Below are 17,648 nucleotides of genomic sequence, written 5' to 3'. Positions count from 1 at the left end.
CGCTGTGCCAGACGGACATTCCACCCGTACGGTAATCCTGACTGTTCCTCAGTCTGCCATCGGGGCACGTTCCGTCAAAGCTGGAATCAAGCCAACTGGTCATCTCAGCACTTCGGTTGCCGGATCGGGTGGCGAAACGGGGGGGTTGTCGCGGCGGTGTGCCCGGAGCGCCGGTACGCCGCGCCCGGAACGGCTTGGCGTCTGGCCGGGCGGGGGTTGACGCGGATAGAATACGCAGTCAGGTCGGCCGCCTCGGAGGCGATTGACACCGGGTCTGGAGGGGAAAGGCCGCTCGGATATGACGGACCAGGCCGACGCTCGGGGCGAGACGCCGAAAGACTCCGTGGAATCCCCGTTGGTGGACCTCTCGGGACTGGCCCTCGCCGATGTCGCGGAACTCTCCGGCAGCGTCCTCGGCACCGCGTTGCGGGCGGTCATGGACGCGGCGCACCATCCCGACGTGTTCTTCACCGCCGGACACAAGGAGAGCCAGGTCAGAAGCTGAGGCCGTGGGAGAGCGGTTTCGCACCGGGCGTCGCAGCAACCCAGGAGCAGCGGGAGCGAGCAGATGACACAGCAGGCCGGCGGGGCGCCACGCGGTGTCCGGGTGGTCGTGTTCTACGCCGGCAGCGGGGCGGTCGGCCAGACCACCACCGTCGCCCACACGGCGGTGGCGATGGCGGGCGCCGGGCGCCGGACGCTGGTCGTGCACGTGCCCGGGTCGGGGCCGGACTCCCGGCTGGTGGACCATCTGCGCCACCACGCGGGCGGTGTCCGGGTGGCGCGCGCCGAGGACGCGCCGTCCGCCGGGCCGCTGCCGGCGCCCTGGGAGTGGCGGCTGCCCGGCGACGGCGGGACCGTTCCGCTGTGGGTCCTCGACCTGCCCGACGCCGCCGCCCTGGCGCGGCTCCCGGTCCGGGAGGCCGCCGCCCGGGCCGCCGTCTACCACGGCTACGACACCGTCCTGGTGGACGCGCCGGTGCCGCGCACGTCCGAGCAGGCCATGGTCCTGGGCCGGCTGGGCCATGTGCTGGCGGCCTGCTTCGGGCCCACGTCGTGGTCGGTCGACGCGGCGGCCGCGCTGGCCCGCGAGATGGGCAAGGACGCCGAGAGCGCCCGAGGCCCCCGGCCCGCGGGCGGGGCGGGCGCGGCGCGGCCGTTCGACCTCGTCGTCGTCGGCATCCGGACGGACAACCGGCTCAGCGAGCAGCTCCGGCTGGCCCGCGACCGGGTGCGGACGGCGTTCCGCGGCCTCGCGGGCGACCGCGCGGTGCCGTACGTCGAGATCCCCTTCGACCAGGTGGAGACGCTTGAGGCGGCCGCGGGGCGCGAGGACGTGCGGCCGCCGGTCCCCACGACGCCCGCGGAGCGGCGCCCGCCGCGGAGCGCGGTACGGCGCGGCGGGTACGCCCGGTTGGCCGACGTGCTCGACCGCCCCGTGTCCTACGGCGTCGAGCGGGTGACCGTGGTCGGCCCGGAGCGGTCCCGGGCGTGGCTGGAGTGGTTGGAGGAGCAGGTCCACGGCGCCAACCTGGCATGTGCGACGGTGCCGTTGGCGGAGTTCACCGGCACGGCGCCGGCGTCCGGCGAGATGCTGCTGGTCGTCCCGCCGGTCGGCGCCCCCCGAGAGCGGATCGCCGCCCTGGAGCGCCTGTCGCACCCGGACGTGCGGGTCGTGGTGGTCGACGACGAGCCGCTGCCCGCCGGGCTCGGCCACCACGAACGCCTCGACCTGCGCCGCTGCGAGCCGGCGGACGCCGCCGCACGGCTGCGGCACGCGCTGCGGCTGCCGCCGCCGGCCGCCGCGGTCGGCGGCGCGGCCGCCTTCCCGGTGCTGCCGGAGCGGCACAACCTGCCGCCGCGGGACCCGGCGTTCACCGGCCGCGACGGCCTGCTGCTGGCGATCCGCGAGCGGTTCGCCGAGGCCGCCGCGGGGCCGGTGCCCGGCCTGCTCACCGGGGTGTCCGGCATCGGGAAGAGCGCGCTGGCGCTGGAGTTCTGCCACCGGTTCGCGGGCGCGCACCGGATCGTGTGGTGGCTGGACGCCGCCGACCGCACCGCGGTCGAGCGCGGGCTGGGCCTGCTGGCCGAGAGCGTCGGGCTGCCGGAGCGGGACGAGCCGCAGGAGGTCCTGGCGTGGCTCGGTTCGCCGGACGCGCCCAGCTGGCTGCTGGTGTACGACGACGCCGACGATCCCGAGGCGCTGGCCGGGCTGCTGCCGCGACACGGCAACGGGAACGTCCTGTTGACCTGCCGCGAGGAGGACGGCCTGCCGGGCGGCAGGGCGTTCGCGGTGCCGCCGCTCTCGCTCGACGAGAGCCGGGACCTGATCGGCGCCGCCGTCCCCGACCTGGACCCGGCGCTGGCCGACCAGATCGGGCAGGCCATGGGCCGGGGCCCGCTGGCGGTGGCGCTGGCCGGCGCGTGGGTCCGGCTGCGGGCCGAGCGGCGCATGGCGGAGGACAACCGGCCGCGGCCCGCCGCCCTGCGGGAGGCCGCCGACCGGCTGATGACCGCGTTCGGCGCCCACCAGCAGCAGTTGCTGGCCCGCGGCGACGCGGTGCCGCTGGAGCGCGTCATGCTGGAGGCGGCCGTGGCCGACCTGCCGGCCGCGGCGGGCGGCACGTTGTGGGACCGCGAGCCGAGCGGCACCAGGGCGCTGGAGCGGCTGCTGGAGTGCTGCGCGCTGCTGGCGCCGGTCGGGATGGACACCGGCCTGCTGAACTCACCGGCGCTGATGGCCGCGCTCGCCGGCCCCGGACCCGGCCCCGGCGGCGGCCGGGCCGCCGCGGTCAGGGACCCGCTGGTGGTCCACGCGGCGCTGTGGGCCCTGGTCCAGCAGGGCCTGCTGGAGCTGCGCACGGACCCGGCCGGGGCGGCGGGTGGGCCGCACCCAGGGCAGACCGTGCGGCAGGTCCGCCCGCTGCGCGAGATGGTCCTGGCGCGGATGGACCCGGCCGAGCGCGCGCTGCGCGAGCGGCAGGTCCGCGGCATCCTGGCCGAGGGCGCGGGCCGGGACGCCGGCGGCCCCGGCGACGGCGCCCCGGCGAGCCTCGACGCGCGTGCCCTGCGGCTGACGGCGCTGTCGCTGTGGACCGACGAGCGGCCCGAGGTCCGGCGCGTGGTCCTCGCCGACCTCGCGGCCCTGATCGCGACCCGGGAGCACCGCCGGCTGACGGAGGCGCTGCGGATCGCGCGCACCACCGCGCGGCAGTGGTACGCGTCACCGCCGCCTCTGGAGTACCTGCGGCTGCGCAACCACACCGCGCAGGCGTACCGCACCCTCGGCAGGTACCCCCGTGCGGCGGAGGCCGCGGAGGAGGCGCTGCGCGGCCACCGCATGGTGCTGGGCCTCGACCATCCGCGCAGCCTGCTGTCGGCGGACTCCTTCGGCGCCATCCTGCGCTCCCAGGGCGCCATGCTGGAGGCCCGGGTGCTCGGCCGCCACGTGCGGGGGACGCTGGCCGGTATCCTCGGGCCGGACCATCCGGCCACCACGCAGACCGAGCACAACCTGGCGCTCGCCGAGGCGCTGTGCGGTGACTACCGGGCCGCGTTCGACCTGCTCCAGCACCGCCGGGACGTGCTGGCCGCGACCGGCCGGACCGATCCGTCCTCGATGGGCATCCTCGCCTTCGTGCACCGCGGGCTCGGCCAGAACCGCGAGTCCTTCGACCTGCTGAAGCTGTACCTGCACCAGGCCCGGGGCGCGGCCGGCGCCGAGTCGGCCAGCGCGGAGATCGGCCTGGCGGTCAGCGAGCGGCGGCTCGGGCTGGCGGCGCGCGGCCGGCAGGCCGGCCTGGTCGAGAGCGCCCTGGAGCGGGACCAGCGGATTCTGGACGCGTGCCGGAAGCACTTCGGCGACGGCCAACTCATCACCGAACGCTGCCGGTTCAGCCTGGCAACCGACCTGCACGCGACGCACAAGCACGGGGAGGCGCTGGACACGATCCGCACCTGCCGGAAGGCACTGGAGGACACCCTCGGCGAGGACCACCCGTACACCGGGCTGGCCGCCGTCCGGGAGGGCGTCCACCTGCGCGCGGTGGACGAAGCCGACGCCGCGCTGGACACCGGCACCCGGGCGCTGGAGGCGCTGCGGGACGGCCTCGGCCACAGCCATCCGTGGGTGGCCGCCGCCGCCGCGGCCGTCGCCGGCACCCTGGTGGCCCGCGGGCACCACGACAACGCCCGCCAGTACTACCGGGAGGCGTTGGAGACCCTGGACGACCTGGGGCAGGAACGGCACCCGGACCGCGCGCTGGTCGCCCGCGACCTGCGCGTACTGGACGCGCCCGGAGGGCCCGGGGACGGCACCGGGCAGCACCGGGACATCGACCTGGAGCTGCCGGACCTGTGACGAGGAAGCAGCGACCCGCAGCGGAACCGCCGCGCCGCGTGCGGCCGTCCTCCGCCACCGGCCGGCGGTGGCGGGCCACCGTGCGGAACGGGGAAGGAACACAGTGACCACCATGAGCACACCGCCGGCCGCCGAGCCGGAGCAGGCCGGACCTGAACTTCTGATCGAGCAGCACTGGACGGCGAAGGACTCGCCGGTCGTGCGGGCATGCGTGGCCGCCGTCGCCGAACACGGCCCGGCGTTCCGCTCGGTGGCCCACTACAGCCACGGTGTGCTGGACTTCGCGGTCCGGCCCCGGGGCAGCGCCCCGCTGCGCACGCCGCGCACCGTGAGCGGGAGGCTGCTCGCGGCGGAGGGCTGGCCGGGGCGCCATCTGGTCGTCTGCGTGGAGGACTTCGACCGCGCGCTCCAGCGCCTGGAGACCGGTGAGCTGATGCGGCTCGTCGTCGAGGCACCGGACGGCGGGATGTACTGCGCGCGGATCAGGGCCGGCCAGCACCTGGTGGGGGTCACGCAGTCCGGCGACACCGTGGCGGAGCTGGACGACGGCCTCAACCTGCTGGTCACCCGCATCCGGCGCGAGGTGCACCACCTGCCGGACGAACTCCTCGGCGGTGACGGCAAACTGGTCCCCGCCGAGCCGGCGGGCACCGGGGAGCTCCACTGGGAGGCCGCCCTGTCCGCCGGGGGCCCGGGCTCCCCGGCGTCGCTGAGGTCGGTGTGGGACGACCACGTCAACGCGGTGAACCTCCAGTACGCCGCGTACTACCGCGACTGGACCGCGGTGTGTGCCGGGGACGCGTTCGACGACCCGGACCTCGGCGTACGGCTCGGCAGCATCCCGAGCGGCGAGCGCCGGGCGATGTACCGCGACCTCGCCGGCCGGCTGCGCGCGGACATCACCCGGCTGCGCCAGATCCTGCGGCCGGTCTCCGACCAGCAGATCCGGCGGCTGGTGCTGGACGTGCAGGAGGGCGCCGTGTACATCCACTGGTTCGGCCACGGCCCTGGCACGTTCCTGCTCGGCGTGACGGTGGACCAGCCGCAGGTGGCGCTGGCCGAGGAGCGGCTCGGCTCGCTGCTCACCGCGGTGTCGGGCCGTTCCTGACGCCGCCGCCGGCGGCGAGCAGGCCCGTCCGGACCTCGTCCGCCAGCCGGTTCAGCAGCTCGTACGCCTCGGCGCGGCGGTCGGCCTCCTCCGGTTCGGCGGCCGGCCCGGCCGCGTGCGCGCCGCCGAGGACGGGCAGCACCTCCAGGCTGATCTCGAAGCTCCGGCAGAGCACGAACAGGCTCCGCTCCAGCTCGGCGTCGACGCCGTCCGCGCGCCGGGCCACCGCCCGCTGCCAGCCGAGGACGCCCGACCGGAAGGCGTGCAGGAGGTGCGCGACCGCCGACACCTGTCCGAGGCCCGTGAGCTGCGCCTCGTCGAAGGTGAACCGGCCGGGGCGCCGGTCGCCCGGCAGGTGGCCGGCGTCGTCGAGAGCGAAGAGCTCGCCGACCCGGCGCGGCGGCCGGGCCAGCGTCTCCACCGCCCGCTCGGCGGCGGCGAACCGTTCGGCGACCGCCGCGGGCAGCAGGCGCTCCTCGGCGGCCTCGGCGGCCGTCGCGCCGCGCCGCAGCACCGTCTCCATCCGGCGTACCGCGCCCAGCACCGCGTACTGCTCCTCCGCCAGCCCGGCCAGCCGCTCCCCCATCGACGCGACGTCGCCGCCCTGCCGGACGGCCGCGAGCCGCCCGGCCAGCGTCCGCACGGCGGCCCGCAGCGCGTCGGCGAAGCCCTCGTCGCCGACCAGCAGCGGGGCGGTGCCGATCCGCTGGGCGAGCCGGTTGAACCGGGCTCGCGAGACCGTGCCGTTGACCAGGACGAGGAGCCGGCAGCCGCCGTCGAACGCGGCGCGGGCCGCCACGGCCACCGCCGCGAGGTCGCCGACCTCGGCCTCGTCCAGCACGGACGGGGCCACCAGGACGGCGACGGTGTCCCGCTCGCCGACCCGCACCCAGTACGACACCTGGTCCAGCCGCGGGTCGGCGGCGCGGCTCACCTCCAGCGGCTCGCGCTCGTGCGACCACTGGTCGGCGGCCAGCGCGCGCTCCACCTCGTCGCTGACGTCGGCCGGGGACCGCGGCTCGGTGAGCACCCGCACCGCCCGGTGGACCACCGCGGCGTCGATCACGCGCGGCTCGCCGTCGGCCGCGGACCGCTCGTCGGTCAGCCCCCACGCCTGCCGGCAGATCCGCAGCACCCGCCGCGGCACACCGTCGCCGATCTCCTCCAGCTGGTCCAGCGCGGCGCTGGTGAACGGCAGTTGCTCCGGGCCGTCCTGGGGTGCGGCGAGTCCCGGTGGGCGGCGGTGGACGTACGCGGCGACGAGCCGCTCGATCTCCGCCCGGCTCATCCGCGGCGGCCAGATCTGCATGACGCGTTCCCGCAGGCCGCGCGGCAGGCCGCTCCACGACTCCGGCAGCGCGGTCAGCAGCAGCAGACCGCCGCGGTTGACGTAGGTGTCGACCAGCGACTCGAACGGGCGCAGGAACGCCGCGTCGCCGCCCACCTCGTCCAGGGCGTCGACGACCAGGACGTACGGCTTGCCGACCTGCCCGTGCAGGAACCCGAAGACCGTGAGCGCGTCGAGGACACCGCGCACGCCCGCGATCTGCTGGGTGATGCCGCGCTCGACCAGGGGCCTGTCCGGAACCCCGCCGGCCAGCCAGGCCCACACCAGGTCCCGGAACCGCAGGTCGAGCAGGAGGGCGAACGCCGTCGCGAACTGCTTGTGCCCGACCACCTCGCGCAACTCCCGCCGCAGGTGGCGGTGGATGGCGTCCTCGTTGATCTCGAAGCTGCGGACGACCTTCCGCGAGTCCAGCTCGTCGCGGCGCAGCTGGCGGACGAACTCGGCCCGGGTGCGGTCGTCGAGCCCGGTGCCGGTGTCCTCCGCCAGCGCGTCGGCAGTCACCTGGGCGTGGAACGTCTCGACGACGCGTTCGAACGCCTCGCGGGCGTCGCGGTCCTCGAACATCGCGGTGAGCTGGTCGCGGTAGAGGCTCGTCAGATCCGTGCCGGGCCGGTCGACCACCCAGACGGGAACGGCCTCGTCCTGCGCCCGCACCCGGGTGACGACCTGCCGGGCCAGGTGGCTCTTCCCCCGGCCCAGCTCGCCCACGAGCGCCACCGCGCGCCCGCGGGTCGTCGCCTCCTCCGGGTGCTCCAGGTACTCCTCGACCTGGCCCCACAGCCGCGTCCAGACCGGGGTCTCGATGCTGACCGGGGCCTCCTCGGCCGCCGTGCCCGCGGGTCTGCGCCGCGTGACCACGCGGAGCTGCGCGACCGGGCTGACCGGGAACGGGTTGGTCGTACGGGACGTACCGCCAGGTCCGGTCATGGCCGCGGCTCCTCAGTCTGCTGCCGGCTCGCGCCGTCACGCCGGAACTGGTCCGGCCCGGGTACCTCGAACGCTCTGCCGACCGCGCGCAGCGTGGCCGCGTCGACCTCGTCCCGCCGGTTCTCGTGGGCGTGCTGCGTCGCGGCGTACAGCACCTTGCGGAGCTTCCCGACGCTCGCACCGGTCAGTAGGGCGGGCGCCCCGTCCGTCACCTCGGCGGCCACCCGGATCGCCGCGCCGGGGATGGCCGCGCGGTGGCGTGCGTCGATGAAGTCGCGCCAGTCGCCCTCCGCCATGGGCCCGAGCGCCAGGTGCGTGACGTTCTCGGTCCCCAACTCGTCGCCGAACGCGGTCCGCAGATCGTCGGCGCAGCCCGTGTCGTTCCGGCTCTCCACGAAGAAGACGATGCCGCAGCGCGCGTTGTCCCGGCAGCTCCGGTAGAACCTGCCGGTCAGGCCCTCCCCGCCCCACCCGAAGTCGGGCAGCAGGATCAGCAGCACCGTCCGGTCCTCGATGAGCTGGCGGCTCAGCCGCTCGTAGGCGACGTACAGGTCCTCGCTGCCGGGCGGGTGGCCGTCCTCGACCTCGGGCTTGCCCAGCGTCTCACGGACCTTGCGGAGGATCCGGTCGTGCACCTGGTCGACGTCCAGCGGCCGGCCGGCGGCCCAGGCGACGTGTGCCGGAGCGTTGCGCGGTCCGGCGAGGGCGACGACCCGCACGTGGCTCAGCTCCTGCGGGCTGCGCGCCGTCCAGCGCTCCTGGGCCGGCACGAGCTGCTCGACGTTGGACCACGTCCTCATCCGGTCGTCCAGCCGCAGCGCCAGGCTGTGCACGGCCTTGTGCAGCAGCGTCGTCTTGCCGGACTGCCGCGGACCGCTGACGACCACCAGGTGGCCGGCGTTCTCGATCCTGTCGATGATCCGGTCCGGCTGCGGACCCTCGGCCTCGAAGCGGCGGAGCAGGTCCCGGGTGTGGTCGATCTCCACCCACAGGTCGTCGGCGCCCGCGACCTGCCAGGGCACCAGCGGACCGTCCGGCTCCCAGACGACCCGCTCGGGCCCCTCGATCGGGGCGATGACCGTGGGCACCGCGAAGGTGTTGCACGGCTCGGCCGGGGCCGCCTGGACGGGGCCGCGGAAGAGTGTCATGGCGCGGTGCCTCCGTTCCGCCGCACCCGGCGGAACAGGGCGGCCGTGCCCGCACCGGCGTGGACCAGGTGCCAGACGACGGCGGGTCCGGCGAAGCCGCGCGCCTGGGCCGCCGCGGCGGCCACGGCGTGACACTGGCGCGCCGCCTCTTCGTCCCGCTCGTCCCGGCTCATCCTGTTCGTCGCGGCCCAGGAGGCGCCGGTCCGGGAGTCGCTGGGCTCTCGCGACAGCGGTAGGTCGGCCGCCAGGAGCTCTGCGGCCGCCCGGCGGGCGCCCACGGCCGGCAGCGCCAGCAGGGCCTCGACGAGCCCCGTGCGGGCCGCGCCGACCGCGGCGAAGTCCCCGGCGGCGCCCTCCCGGCCGGCGGCCGCCCACTGCCTCAGGTACTCCGCGCCGGACAGCGCGTACTTCGTGCAGGCGGCGCCGAGCGCCTCCGTACGCTCCCGACGGCGGCCGGCGACCCGTTCACTGATCGAACCGACCAGGGTGAGGCCGACGCCGAGGGCGCTGAGCAGCGCGGTCCGCAGGATGCCGTCGGACGGGTCGCCGCCGTGTGCGGCGTCGGTCCCCTGCGCCGCGCCCCCGCGGCGAGGGAGTCCGCGGCCACCACGGCGGCGCAGACCCGGCGGAAGTCGTCGGGCCGCGCGGCCGCCCAGCCCCGCACGGTGAGCACCGGGGACTTCGGCCCGGCGCCGGCCCGGAGGCGGTCCCCGTGCCCGGCCACGGCGTGCGCGAGGCCGAGGAGCACGGCGGTGGAGGCGGTCCGCGTCTGGTTGCCGGGGGCCAGGCAGTAGACCGCGTACATGTCGTCGGTGGCTGTCGCGGGGGCGGACGGGACGGGCGGCGCGGCGGGGGCGGGGACAGCGGCGGACGGGGTTCCTACGGAGGTGGGCGCGGAGACCGGCTGCGCCGGTGCGGAGACCGGCGCGGGGCCAGGGCGGACGGTGCGCCTTCGGACGGCGTGGCCGCCGCGGATATCCGGGTGGCTTCGGAAGCCACGGGCCCGGACGCCTCCGACTCCGCGAACGCCGCGCGTATCAGCCCGGGTTCGGACGCCGCTGGCCCGGATGCCGCCAGCACCGCGCGTATCGGACCGCGTTGGGACGCCGACAGCCGGGACTGCGGCAAGGTCCGGGACGTCACCGCGGGTTCGGACGCCGCCCGGCTCGGCGTCCCGCCGGCGGCGGCCAGGCCTGGCGCCGTGTCGCCGGAGGGCCGGGACAGCACGGACAGCGCCACCGGCAGGGGCAGGACGCAGACCAGCAGTCCCACCGCCAGGACGGCGAGCGTCGGCGCGGCGAGGACCGGTCCGCGTGGGCGCGGGGGCGCTCCGCGGCCCGGCTCCCCGGTCGGCAGCCCTCGTCCTCCGGGCGCGGGCGGGGCGTCGCCGCGCGCTCGACGGTCGCGTTCGGCCCGGCCGCGGCCGCCCGTCCGCTCACCACCGGGACCACTCAGGATGGCCGCCGGAGCTGTGCCGGCGCAGGCCGACAAGGTGCCTGGGCCGCAGCCCGTCGGCGTCGCCGGAGAGGTCCGGGTCGTGGACGTGGGCGGCGGCCGGTTCCTCGGCCGTCCCAGCCGTCCCAGCCGCCTCGGACGCGTCTGACACCTCTGACGCCTCTGATGTCTCGGATACCTCGGACGCCCGGGCCCGGTCGCGGAGCCGCCTGGCCGCGAGCCCGTTGGCGGCGTAGTAGAGCACGGCGACGGTCAGGACGGCCGGGCCCACAACGCCCACCGTGCCGGGGAAGTCGGGTTCGAGGGCGAGCGCGAGGATGATCGCGGTGATGCCGTTCTGCTGGCCGAGCGCCAGGAAGACCTTGTCGTCCCGCGGCAGGTCCGGCAGCATCCGCGGCACGGTCAGCAGGGCGACGACCGCCTGCGCGCCGAAGGCCGCCACGCCGAGCACGACGCCTTTGAGCGGGGACACGCCCCCCACCAGCAGGACGCCCAGTCCGGCGGCGGCGAGCAGGAAGGCGGCCGTGACGGCACGGTCGACCCACGCCCGGAAGCGCCCCACGCGCACCAGCAGGCCGGTCAGCGCCACGGCGAGCATGAGCATCGTCATGGCCGCGATCACGAGCAGCGCCAGGACGATCACCACCGCCGCGATGTCGGCGGCCCTGCCCCGGGCCGCCAGGTCGGCGCCGTCCCGGACGGCCCCCGCGCTCCTCCCCGCCCGCGCCGCCGCGCGGCGCTCCCCTGCCCACCGGACGGCCCACCACGCGGCGACCGCCCCCGCGCACAGCGCGAGGTTGATCCCGATCCCGGTGGCGAACGACGCGGCACCGCCACCGTCCGGGACGAGGGCCGGCTTCCCGGTGCGGCCCGCGAGGTGGAAGGCGAACGCGGAGAAGTAGAGGGAGAGCAGCACCGTCATCGGGTCGTCGAACGCGGCCCAGACCGCCAGCAGCGACTTCGCCCGCTGGGACATCCGGGAGTTGTCGCGCATCGCCGCGACCGACAGCGGGTCGATCTGCGCGACGGTGATGCCGAGCACGAGGTACTCCGGCTTGCGGAAGGCCAGCATCATGACGGCGGCGATGACGGCCGCCTTGGCCAGGACGCCGACCGTGACCACGAACAGGGCGGTGCGCAGGTCCGCGCGCACCGAGCGCGGGTCGATCTCGTGGGTGCTGCCGTACAGGCCGGCCGCCAGCAGCAGCCCGGAGGCGGGCAGGTACCAACCGGCCTGCACTACCCGGTCGGTGGACACGAGGTGGCCCACCAGGAAGCCCGCGAGCACGGCGGTGAGCGCCACGACCAGCAGGAGCGGGCCCGACAGCGCCTCACGTGCCCTCCGCAGCACCCCGGTCATCCCCGCTCCCGCCCGGGGGTGGCCGGTTCCCGCCGCCGGCCGACCCCTTCGCCGCGGCCGCCTCGGCCGCGGCCTCCGTCACGACGGACCGACCACCGCGACGGTACCGGTCGGAGCACCGGCGGGCCGTCTCCGGGGGCGCCGCGGCGGCCGCCGTCCACTCCCCCGCGCGCGGGGCAGACGGCCGGTGATGTGTCCCGCCGTCCGGCCCGCGGGGCCGAACACCGCAGCCTGGGAGGGCTCTTCGCTGAGATCCGCGCATAGCATGGCCGTTCGCGCATGCGCCCCCCATCTCCCGGACCCGGCAGTACCACCATGGTAGGGATCAAAGGCGCTCGTGGGTGAGATCCCGTCAGGCCAGAGTCCGAAAGGTTGGTTGCCGCCCCGTTCCCGCCCCGATCCGGGCCTCCCCTGCCCCGGCCTGGCGGCGCACGCCCATCGCGTTCTCAGGGCCCGAGATCGGCGTCGGCGAGCGTGCGCTGCTCGGCGGTGGGCCGGGGTGCCGAGCCGCGTTCGGCGATCGCGCTGACGGCGGTGATGACGAGGGTGATGGCGACACCGCCGAGGATCGCCGTCGACGGGGTCGCCAGGTCCAGGGCCACCGCGGTCAGGGACGCGGTGAGGCTGTAGCCCAGTCCCTGCACGGCGTACATCACGGAGTACGCGGCGGCGTGCGCGGGCTCGGGGAGGCGTTCGCGCAGGCTGAGGTTGCGGGTGACCATCACGCCGGACTGGAAGACGCCCGCCAGGAGCAGTGCGGCGGCGATGCCCGGCAGGCCCGGCAGCAGTGTGATCAGGCTGACGAACGTGGCGGTGACGACCAGGAACACCAGGCTCTGGGTCCGTACCGGACCGGGCCAGGTCCGCAGGCCGTAGCAGAACGCGCCCGCCGCGCTGGCCAGCGCGAAGCCCGCGAGCAGCGGGCCCGACCAGCTGACGGAGAGGTCACGGTTCTCCAGGAGTGCCGGAAGGACGAGTTCCGCGGTCGCCAGCATGGCCATGGCGGCGGCGCTGGTGAGGTAGACGGGCCAGCCGGACAGCAGGGTGCGTGCTGTGGGCGCCGCCGCGTGGTCGGCGGGCTTCCGGGGCTGCGGCTCCGGGAGCCGGAGGAGCAGGAGCGAGCCGGTGGCGGCGAGCAGCGCGCCCAGCAGCAGCGGGGCCCTGGGGTCGACCTGGAGAGCCAGAAGGACCACCGTGCCGGGTGCCGCCGCCCAGACGATCTGGGTGAGGGTGGCCTCGGCGCTCAGCGCACGCGGCACCATGTCGTCGGCGACCATGCGGGTCAGCGCGGAGCGGATGCCGCCGGGGCAGGCGGCCGGTGCGGCACCGGCCAGGAAGGCGAGGACACTCAGTACGGGCGCCGGCGCCGTGTGCGCGAGGGGCAGGGCGCCGAAGGCGAGCGCGCCCGCCATCAGCCCGCCGGACAGTTGGCCCCGCATACGGCCGCGGGCCAGCCGGGTGCCGAGCAGGGGGGCGCCGACGACCTCCCCCAGGACGTACACGGAGGCGAGGGTGGCGCCCAGCGTGTACCCCCCGGGGCGCTCCCGGCTGAGGAACACCAGGGCCAGCGGTGCCATGGCGACCGGGGCCTTGCTGGCCAGCGAGATCACGACCCACAGCAGGAAGTCGCGGGTCATCAGGTCCCGGTAGCCGTTCTTGGTGGCGGACGGCACGGTCAGTCCTCGGCACAGAGGGGCGCGAGCAGCTCGGCGACGGCCTGCTCCAGTCCACGGGCCTGCTCGGCGTCGCGTGCCACCACGCAGTACTCGCCGAAGCCGCCCGAGGGGCTGTTGTCGTCCACCGTGATGAGGACGCCGGTGCGGATGCCGTCGTCGTAGGCCAGGCCGTGTTCGGACAGGGCCCGGACGGTGGTGGCGAAGGGCGGGAAGGTGCAGCGGCGCAGTTCGACCAGGACGCGCTGCTCGAAGTAGTCCTGCCCTACGACGCGTTCGCCGATCCGGTGGATGTGGGTGGAGCCTCCGGTGCGGCAGTTGAACTCGTTGACGAGGATGTTCCGGTCGGGGGTGACGATGGCGTCGATGCTGACGATGCCCCGGTAGCCCATCGCGTGGATCGGCTCGCACAGCCGTTGTACGGCTTCCAGGAAGCCGGGGAACGCGGGCAGTGCCGCGGACGGGGCGGGCACGACGAGTCCGTTGAGGACGGGCTTCATCCGCATCTCGCCGTGGCCGGTGAACTCCACGCCGTGTTCCTCGATCCGGACCTCGGCGTAGATCGGTGCGGATTCCGGAACGTACTGCTCGATCACCACGTGGTGGCGCCCGCCGTCGGTGAGCCAGGGCCAGCGCTCCGTCAGGTACGCGCCGAGGTCCGCGCGGCTCGCGGCCACCACGGCGCGCTGGGCGCCGAGCGGGTCGACACCGGCGTACGGGGCGACGATCTCGTTGCCGAACCCGGCGACGTGGAAGTCCTGCTTGAGGATGGCGGGTTGTCCCTGGGACAGCAGACGTTCCCAGAGGAACGACTCCGCTTCCTCCTGCGCGGAGAACACCCCGCCGAACGGAACGGGCGCACCGGTCCCGCCGGCCAGGGCGCGGAAGGTGCTCTTGCTGTTCAGCAGCCGGCCACCGCTCTGGTCGAGGAAGCCGTAGCCGGGGACCGCCTTGTCCAGGCCGAGGGTGCGGGTCAGTTCGGCCACGGAGCCGTCGAAGTGGAAGGGCAGCACGTCGTCGACACCGTGCGCCTGTACGGCCGTGCGCAGCGCGGTGAGGAAGCCCGCGTCGGTGAGCCGGTCCCGGGAGAGCACGCCCTCGCCCAGCCGGCCGGTGGGCGGCACCAGCACCTGGACCGACTCCCGGGGGATTCCCAGCGCGGCGGTCACATAACGCAGGTATTCCTCGGGGACCGGAACGGGGAGGACGAGCACATCGCCTTCCGACAGGCACCAGGCCATTCGCTGCGCCTGGTTCCCGACATAAAGACGGTATTCCGGGTCCAGCAGTTCGAGGTCACCCACCATTTCCTCGGTGCGCTGGTTGCTGACGATCAGTGTGGCCATGTCGACGCTCTCTTTCCGTGCGGCTCCTGGCGGTTCCACCCTGGGGAACGGTAGTTGGCCATGATGTTCCTGTCCCTTCGGGAAAACCACTACCCGTCCGGGTAGAAAAGGCGAGCGAGCGGACTACCCGGGCGAGTAGTGCGGCAAGGCGCCGCGCTCGGATAACGTTGCGCCGACTGCCGAGAAGAGGGATTTCACCATGACAGCTGTCGGGGTCAACAGTCCTGCGACGGAAGCCGAGGTGTTCGCCGCTCACGAAGGCGGAAAACTGAGCGTCGGGGTCACCACCGACCTGAACGACTCCCGAGCCCTGTCCATCGCCTACACCCCCGGGGTGGCCATGGTCAGCGAGGCGATAGCGAAGGACCCGGCCCTTGCCCTGCGTTACACCTGGGCCGGCCGGCTGGTCGCCGTGGTCACCGACGGCACCGCCGTCCTGGGCCTGGGCGACGTGGCACGGCCCTGCTCCGCGACGGTTGCGCCGGTCTTGGCATACCGGTCGCGTACACGGCTCAGCCTGGTGGCATGACACCCGAACAGCGCGGCCTGCTCCACGACTTCTGGGGTCCCGGCATGCGCACCGACCCTGCGGACCGGGACGTCGTACCGGAACTGGCGCCGACCGCGGACGACTGGCTGCTGACCAAGTGGCGCTACAGCGCCTTCTTCAGGACCGACCTGCTGGAGCGCATGCGGCGGCACGGCCGCGACCAGCTCGTCATCTGCGGGGTGTACGCCCATGTCGGCATCCTGATGACGGCCGTGGAGGCGTTCACCCACGACATCCAGCCGTTCCTGGTGGCCGACGCGGTGGCCGACTTCTCCGAGTCGTACCACCGGATGGCCCTGGAGTACGCGGCCGACCGCTGCGCCGTGGTCACCACCACCAAGTCCCTGCTGACCGACCTCGACGGAGGCGAGCCGGAATGACAGCGGACCTGCTGGCCCGGGTGCTCCAGGAGCGACCGCCCGCATACGCCCTGCTGCACCGTCCCGCGAGCACGGGGGACGCCCTCGACGTACTGCTCGGCGAGATGTCCGCGGCGGAAACGCTCGCGGAGATCCGACTGCCGCAGGAGGAGCCCGGGTTGCCGTCAGGCGGAGCGGAGACGTCGGCCCCGGCCGGCGCCCGGCACGAGGTGCTGGCGATCATCCCCTACCGGCAGATCCGCGAGCACGGATTCGACGCCCCCGACGACGGCGCGCCGCTGCTCGCCATGGCCGTCGCCGCCCAGGAGCGGCTGCGGCTCACCGAGGCCCTGCGCCGGCTCCCCGACGACCCCGTCACGCTCACCGCGGGCAGCTTCACACCCGACGACGAGCGGTACGCCGACCTGGTGCGAACCGTGCTCGGCGAGGAGATCGGCCGCGGCGAGGGCGCCAACTTCGTCCTCAAGCGATCCTTCGTCGCCGAGATCACCGGCTACGGCCCGCGCAGCGCCCTGTCGTTCTTCCGGCGGCTGCTGGAGCACGAGTCCGGCGCCTACTGGACCTATCTGGTGCACACCGGCACCCGTACCTTCGTCGGAGCCAGCCCGGAGCGGCACATCAGCCTCCACGACGGCACCGCCGTGATGAACCCGATCAGCGGCACCTACCGCTATCCCGCCTCGGGACCCACGCTGCCGGAGGTGATGGCCTTCCTCGCCGACCGCAAGGAGTCGGACGAGCTGTACATGGTGGTGGACGAGGAACTGAAGATGATGGCCCGGCTCTGCGACGGGGGCGTACAGGTCGTCGGGCCGTACCCGCGGGAGATGGCCCGGCTGGCGCACACCGAGTACTTCATCAGGGGCCGCACCGACCGCGACGTGCGCGAGATCCTGCGGGAGACGCTCTTCGCGCCGACGGTGACCGGCAGCCCGTTGGAGAGCGCCGCCCAGGTGATCGCCCGCTACGAACCGGAAGGCCGCGGCTACTACAGCGGTGTCCTCGCCCTCGTCGGCCGCGACGAGCACGGCGCCCGCACCCTCGACTCCGCCATCCTCATCCGTACCGCCGACATCGACGCCTCCGGGCGGATCAGCATCGGGGTGGGCGCCACCCTGGTGCGCCACTCCGACCCGGTCGCCGAGGTCGCCGAGACGCGGGCGAAGGCGGCGGGCCTGCTCGCCGCGCTGCGCTTCCACGGCCCGGACCGCTTCGCCGACCACCCCCAGGTCCGCGAGGCGCTGGCCCGGCGCAACGACTCCATCGCCGGCTTCTGGCTGCGCACCGGCTCCGAACCCGACCTTCCGGTGCCGGGGCTGGCCGGGCGCAGGGTGCTGGTCGTCGACGCCGAGGACACCTTCACCTCGATGATGGACCACCAACTCCGTGCGATGGGACTGGAGGTCACCGTCCGGCGCTTCGACGAGCCGTACGGCTTCGACGGCTACGACCTGGTCGTCATGGGCCCCGGCCCCGGTGACCCGCGTGACGTCGACGACCCGAAGATCGCCCATCTGCGGTCGGCCCTCGACACCCTGCTGGAGGCACGGCGCCCCTTCCTGGCCATCTGCCTCAGCCACCAGGTCCTGACCGGCCTCCTGGGCCTGGACGTCGTCCGCCGCGCGGTGCCGAACCAAGGGGTCCAACGGGAGATCGACCTGTTCGGGCACCGGGAACGCGTCGGCTTCTACAACACCTTCGCCGCCCGCAGCGACCAGGACAAGATCGACCATCCCCGTTTGGGCACCGTGCAGTTCAGCCGGCACAGCGGGACCGGTGAGATCCACGCGCTGCGCGGCCAGGGCTTCGCCTCCCTGCAGTTCCATCCCGAATCCGTGCTCACCGAGGACGGTTTGAGCATTGTCGGCGGGCTCCTGACGGAGGTGCTGGCCACATGCCTGGGATGACGACGGGGCAGTGGACCCTGGGTGCGCCACCGTAGTGCTTCCGGACAATCCGTCAGTACTGTGACGTGCGTCACTGTTCCGGGTCG

Annotated in this window: 10 protein-coding genes and 1 pseudogene; 6 read left to right on the top strand and 5 right to left on the bottom strand. The window is 74.6% G+C overall.

What is annotated here, in order from left to right; genetic code table 11:
• Positions 1-355: 355 nt before the first annotated feature.
• The 3 genes from BS72_RS26045 (at position 356) to BS72_RS26035 (ending at position 5,468) form a co-directional block, all read left to right on the top strand.
• Positions 356-505: a hypothetical protein gene (locus tag BS72_RS26045; protein ID WP_232792538.1), complete on the top strand. Its 150-nt coding sequence runs from the start codon at positions 356-358 to the stop codon at positions 503-505.
• 63 nt (positions 506-568) lie between these two features.
• Positions 569-4,360: an FxSxx-COOH system tetratricopeptide repeat protein gene (gene fxsT, locus BS72_RS26040; protein ID WP_037914047.1), complete on the top strand. Its 3,792-nt coding sequence runs from the start codon at positions 569-571 to the stop codon at positions 4,358-4,360.
• 112 nt (positions 4,361-4,472) lie between these two features.
• Complete coding sequence (locus BS72_RS26035) at positions 4,473-5,468, top strand: hypothetical protein (protein WP_063836209.1); 996 nt, start codon at positions 4,473-4,475, stop codon at positions 5,466-5,468.
• Here BS72_RS26035 and BS72_RS39315 read toward each other — a convergent pair.
• From BS72_RS39315 to BS72_RS25995, 5 genes are all read right to left on the bottom strand, one after another.
• Entirely contained in the window at positions 5,443-7,743 is a 2,301-nt protein-coding gene (locus BS72_RS39315) for a hypothetical protein (protein ID WP_037914045.1), read from the bottom strand. The genes BS72_RS26035 and BS72_RS39315 overlap by 26 nt on opposite strands.
• Entirely contained in the window at positions 7,740-8,891 is a 1,152-nt protein-coding gene (locus BS72_RS26025) for a P-loop NTPase family protein (RefSeq protein ID WP_037914043.1), read from the bottom strand. Before BS72_RS26025 ends, BS72_RS39315 begins: the two co-directional genes overlap by 4 nt.
• 1,435 nt (positions 8,892-10,326) lie before the next feature.
• Positions 10,327-11,706, bottom strand: a complete 1,380-nt coding sequence (locus BS72_RS36785; RefSeq protein ID WP_051951703.1) for a cation:proton antiporter family protein — start codon at positions 11,704-11,706, stop codon at positions 10,327-10,329.
• A gap of 446 nt (positions 11,707-12,152) precedes the next feature.
• Positions 12,153-13,379 (bottom strand): MFS transporter, encoded by a 1,227-nt coding sequence (locus tag BS72_RS26000; RefSeq protein WP_198545952.1) that lies wholly within the window; start codon positions 13,377-13,379, stop codon positions 12,153-12,155.
• Between the two features lie 2 nt (positions 13,380-13,381).
• On the bottom strand, positions 13,382-14,725 hold the full coding sequence (locus BS72_RS25995) for a preATP grasp domain-containing protein (protein ID WP_037914035.1): 1,344 nt from the start codon (positions 14,723-14,725) through the stop codon (positions 13,382-13,384).
• A gap of 199 nt (positions 14,726-14,924) precedes the next feature.
• Here BS72_RS25995 and BS72_RS25990 point away from each other — a divergent pair, with 199 nt between their 5' ends.
• The 3 genes and pseudogenes from BS72_RS25990 to BS72_RS25980 all read left to right on the top strand — a co-directional run bounded on the left by BS72_RS25990 (position 14,925) and on the right by BS72_RS25980 (position 17,562).
• Entirely contained in the window at positions 14,925-15,254 is a 330-nt protein-coding gene (locus BS72_RS25990) for a hypothetical protein (RefSeq protein ID WP_078901639.1), read from the top strand.
• Positions 15,176-15,655 (top strand): annotated as a pseudogene (locus tag BS72_RS25985) (isochorismatase family protein); the annotation flags it as partial. The gene BS72_RS25990 and the pseudogene BS72_RS25985, both read left to right, overlap by 79 nt.
• Complete coding sequence (locus BS72_RS25980; RefSeq protein WP_037914031.1) at positions 15,652-17,562, top strand: anthranilate synthase family protein; 1,911 nt, start codon at positions 15,652-15,654, stop codon at positions 17,560-17,562. The pseudogene BS72_RS25985 and the gene BS72_RS25980, both read left to right, overlap by 4 nt.
• Positions 17,563-17,648 lie beyond the last annotated feature (86 nt).

This window comes from Actinacidiphila yeochonensis CN732, assembly GCF_000745345.1.
Lineage (GTDB): Bacteria > Actinomycetota > Actinomycetes > Streptomycetales > Streptomycetaceae > Actinacidiphila > Actinacidiphila yeochonensis.
This window is presented reverse-complemented; position numbering and strand designations above follow the sequence as displayed.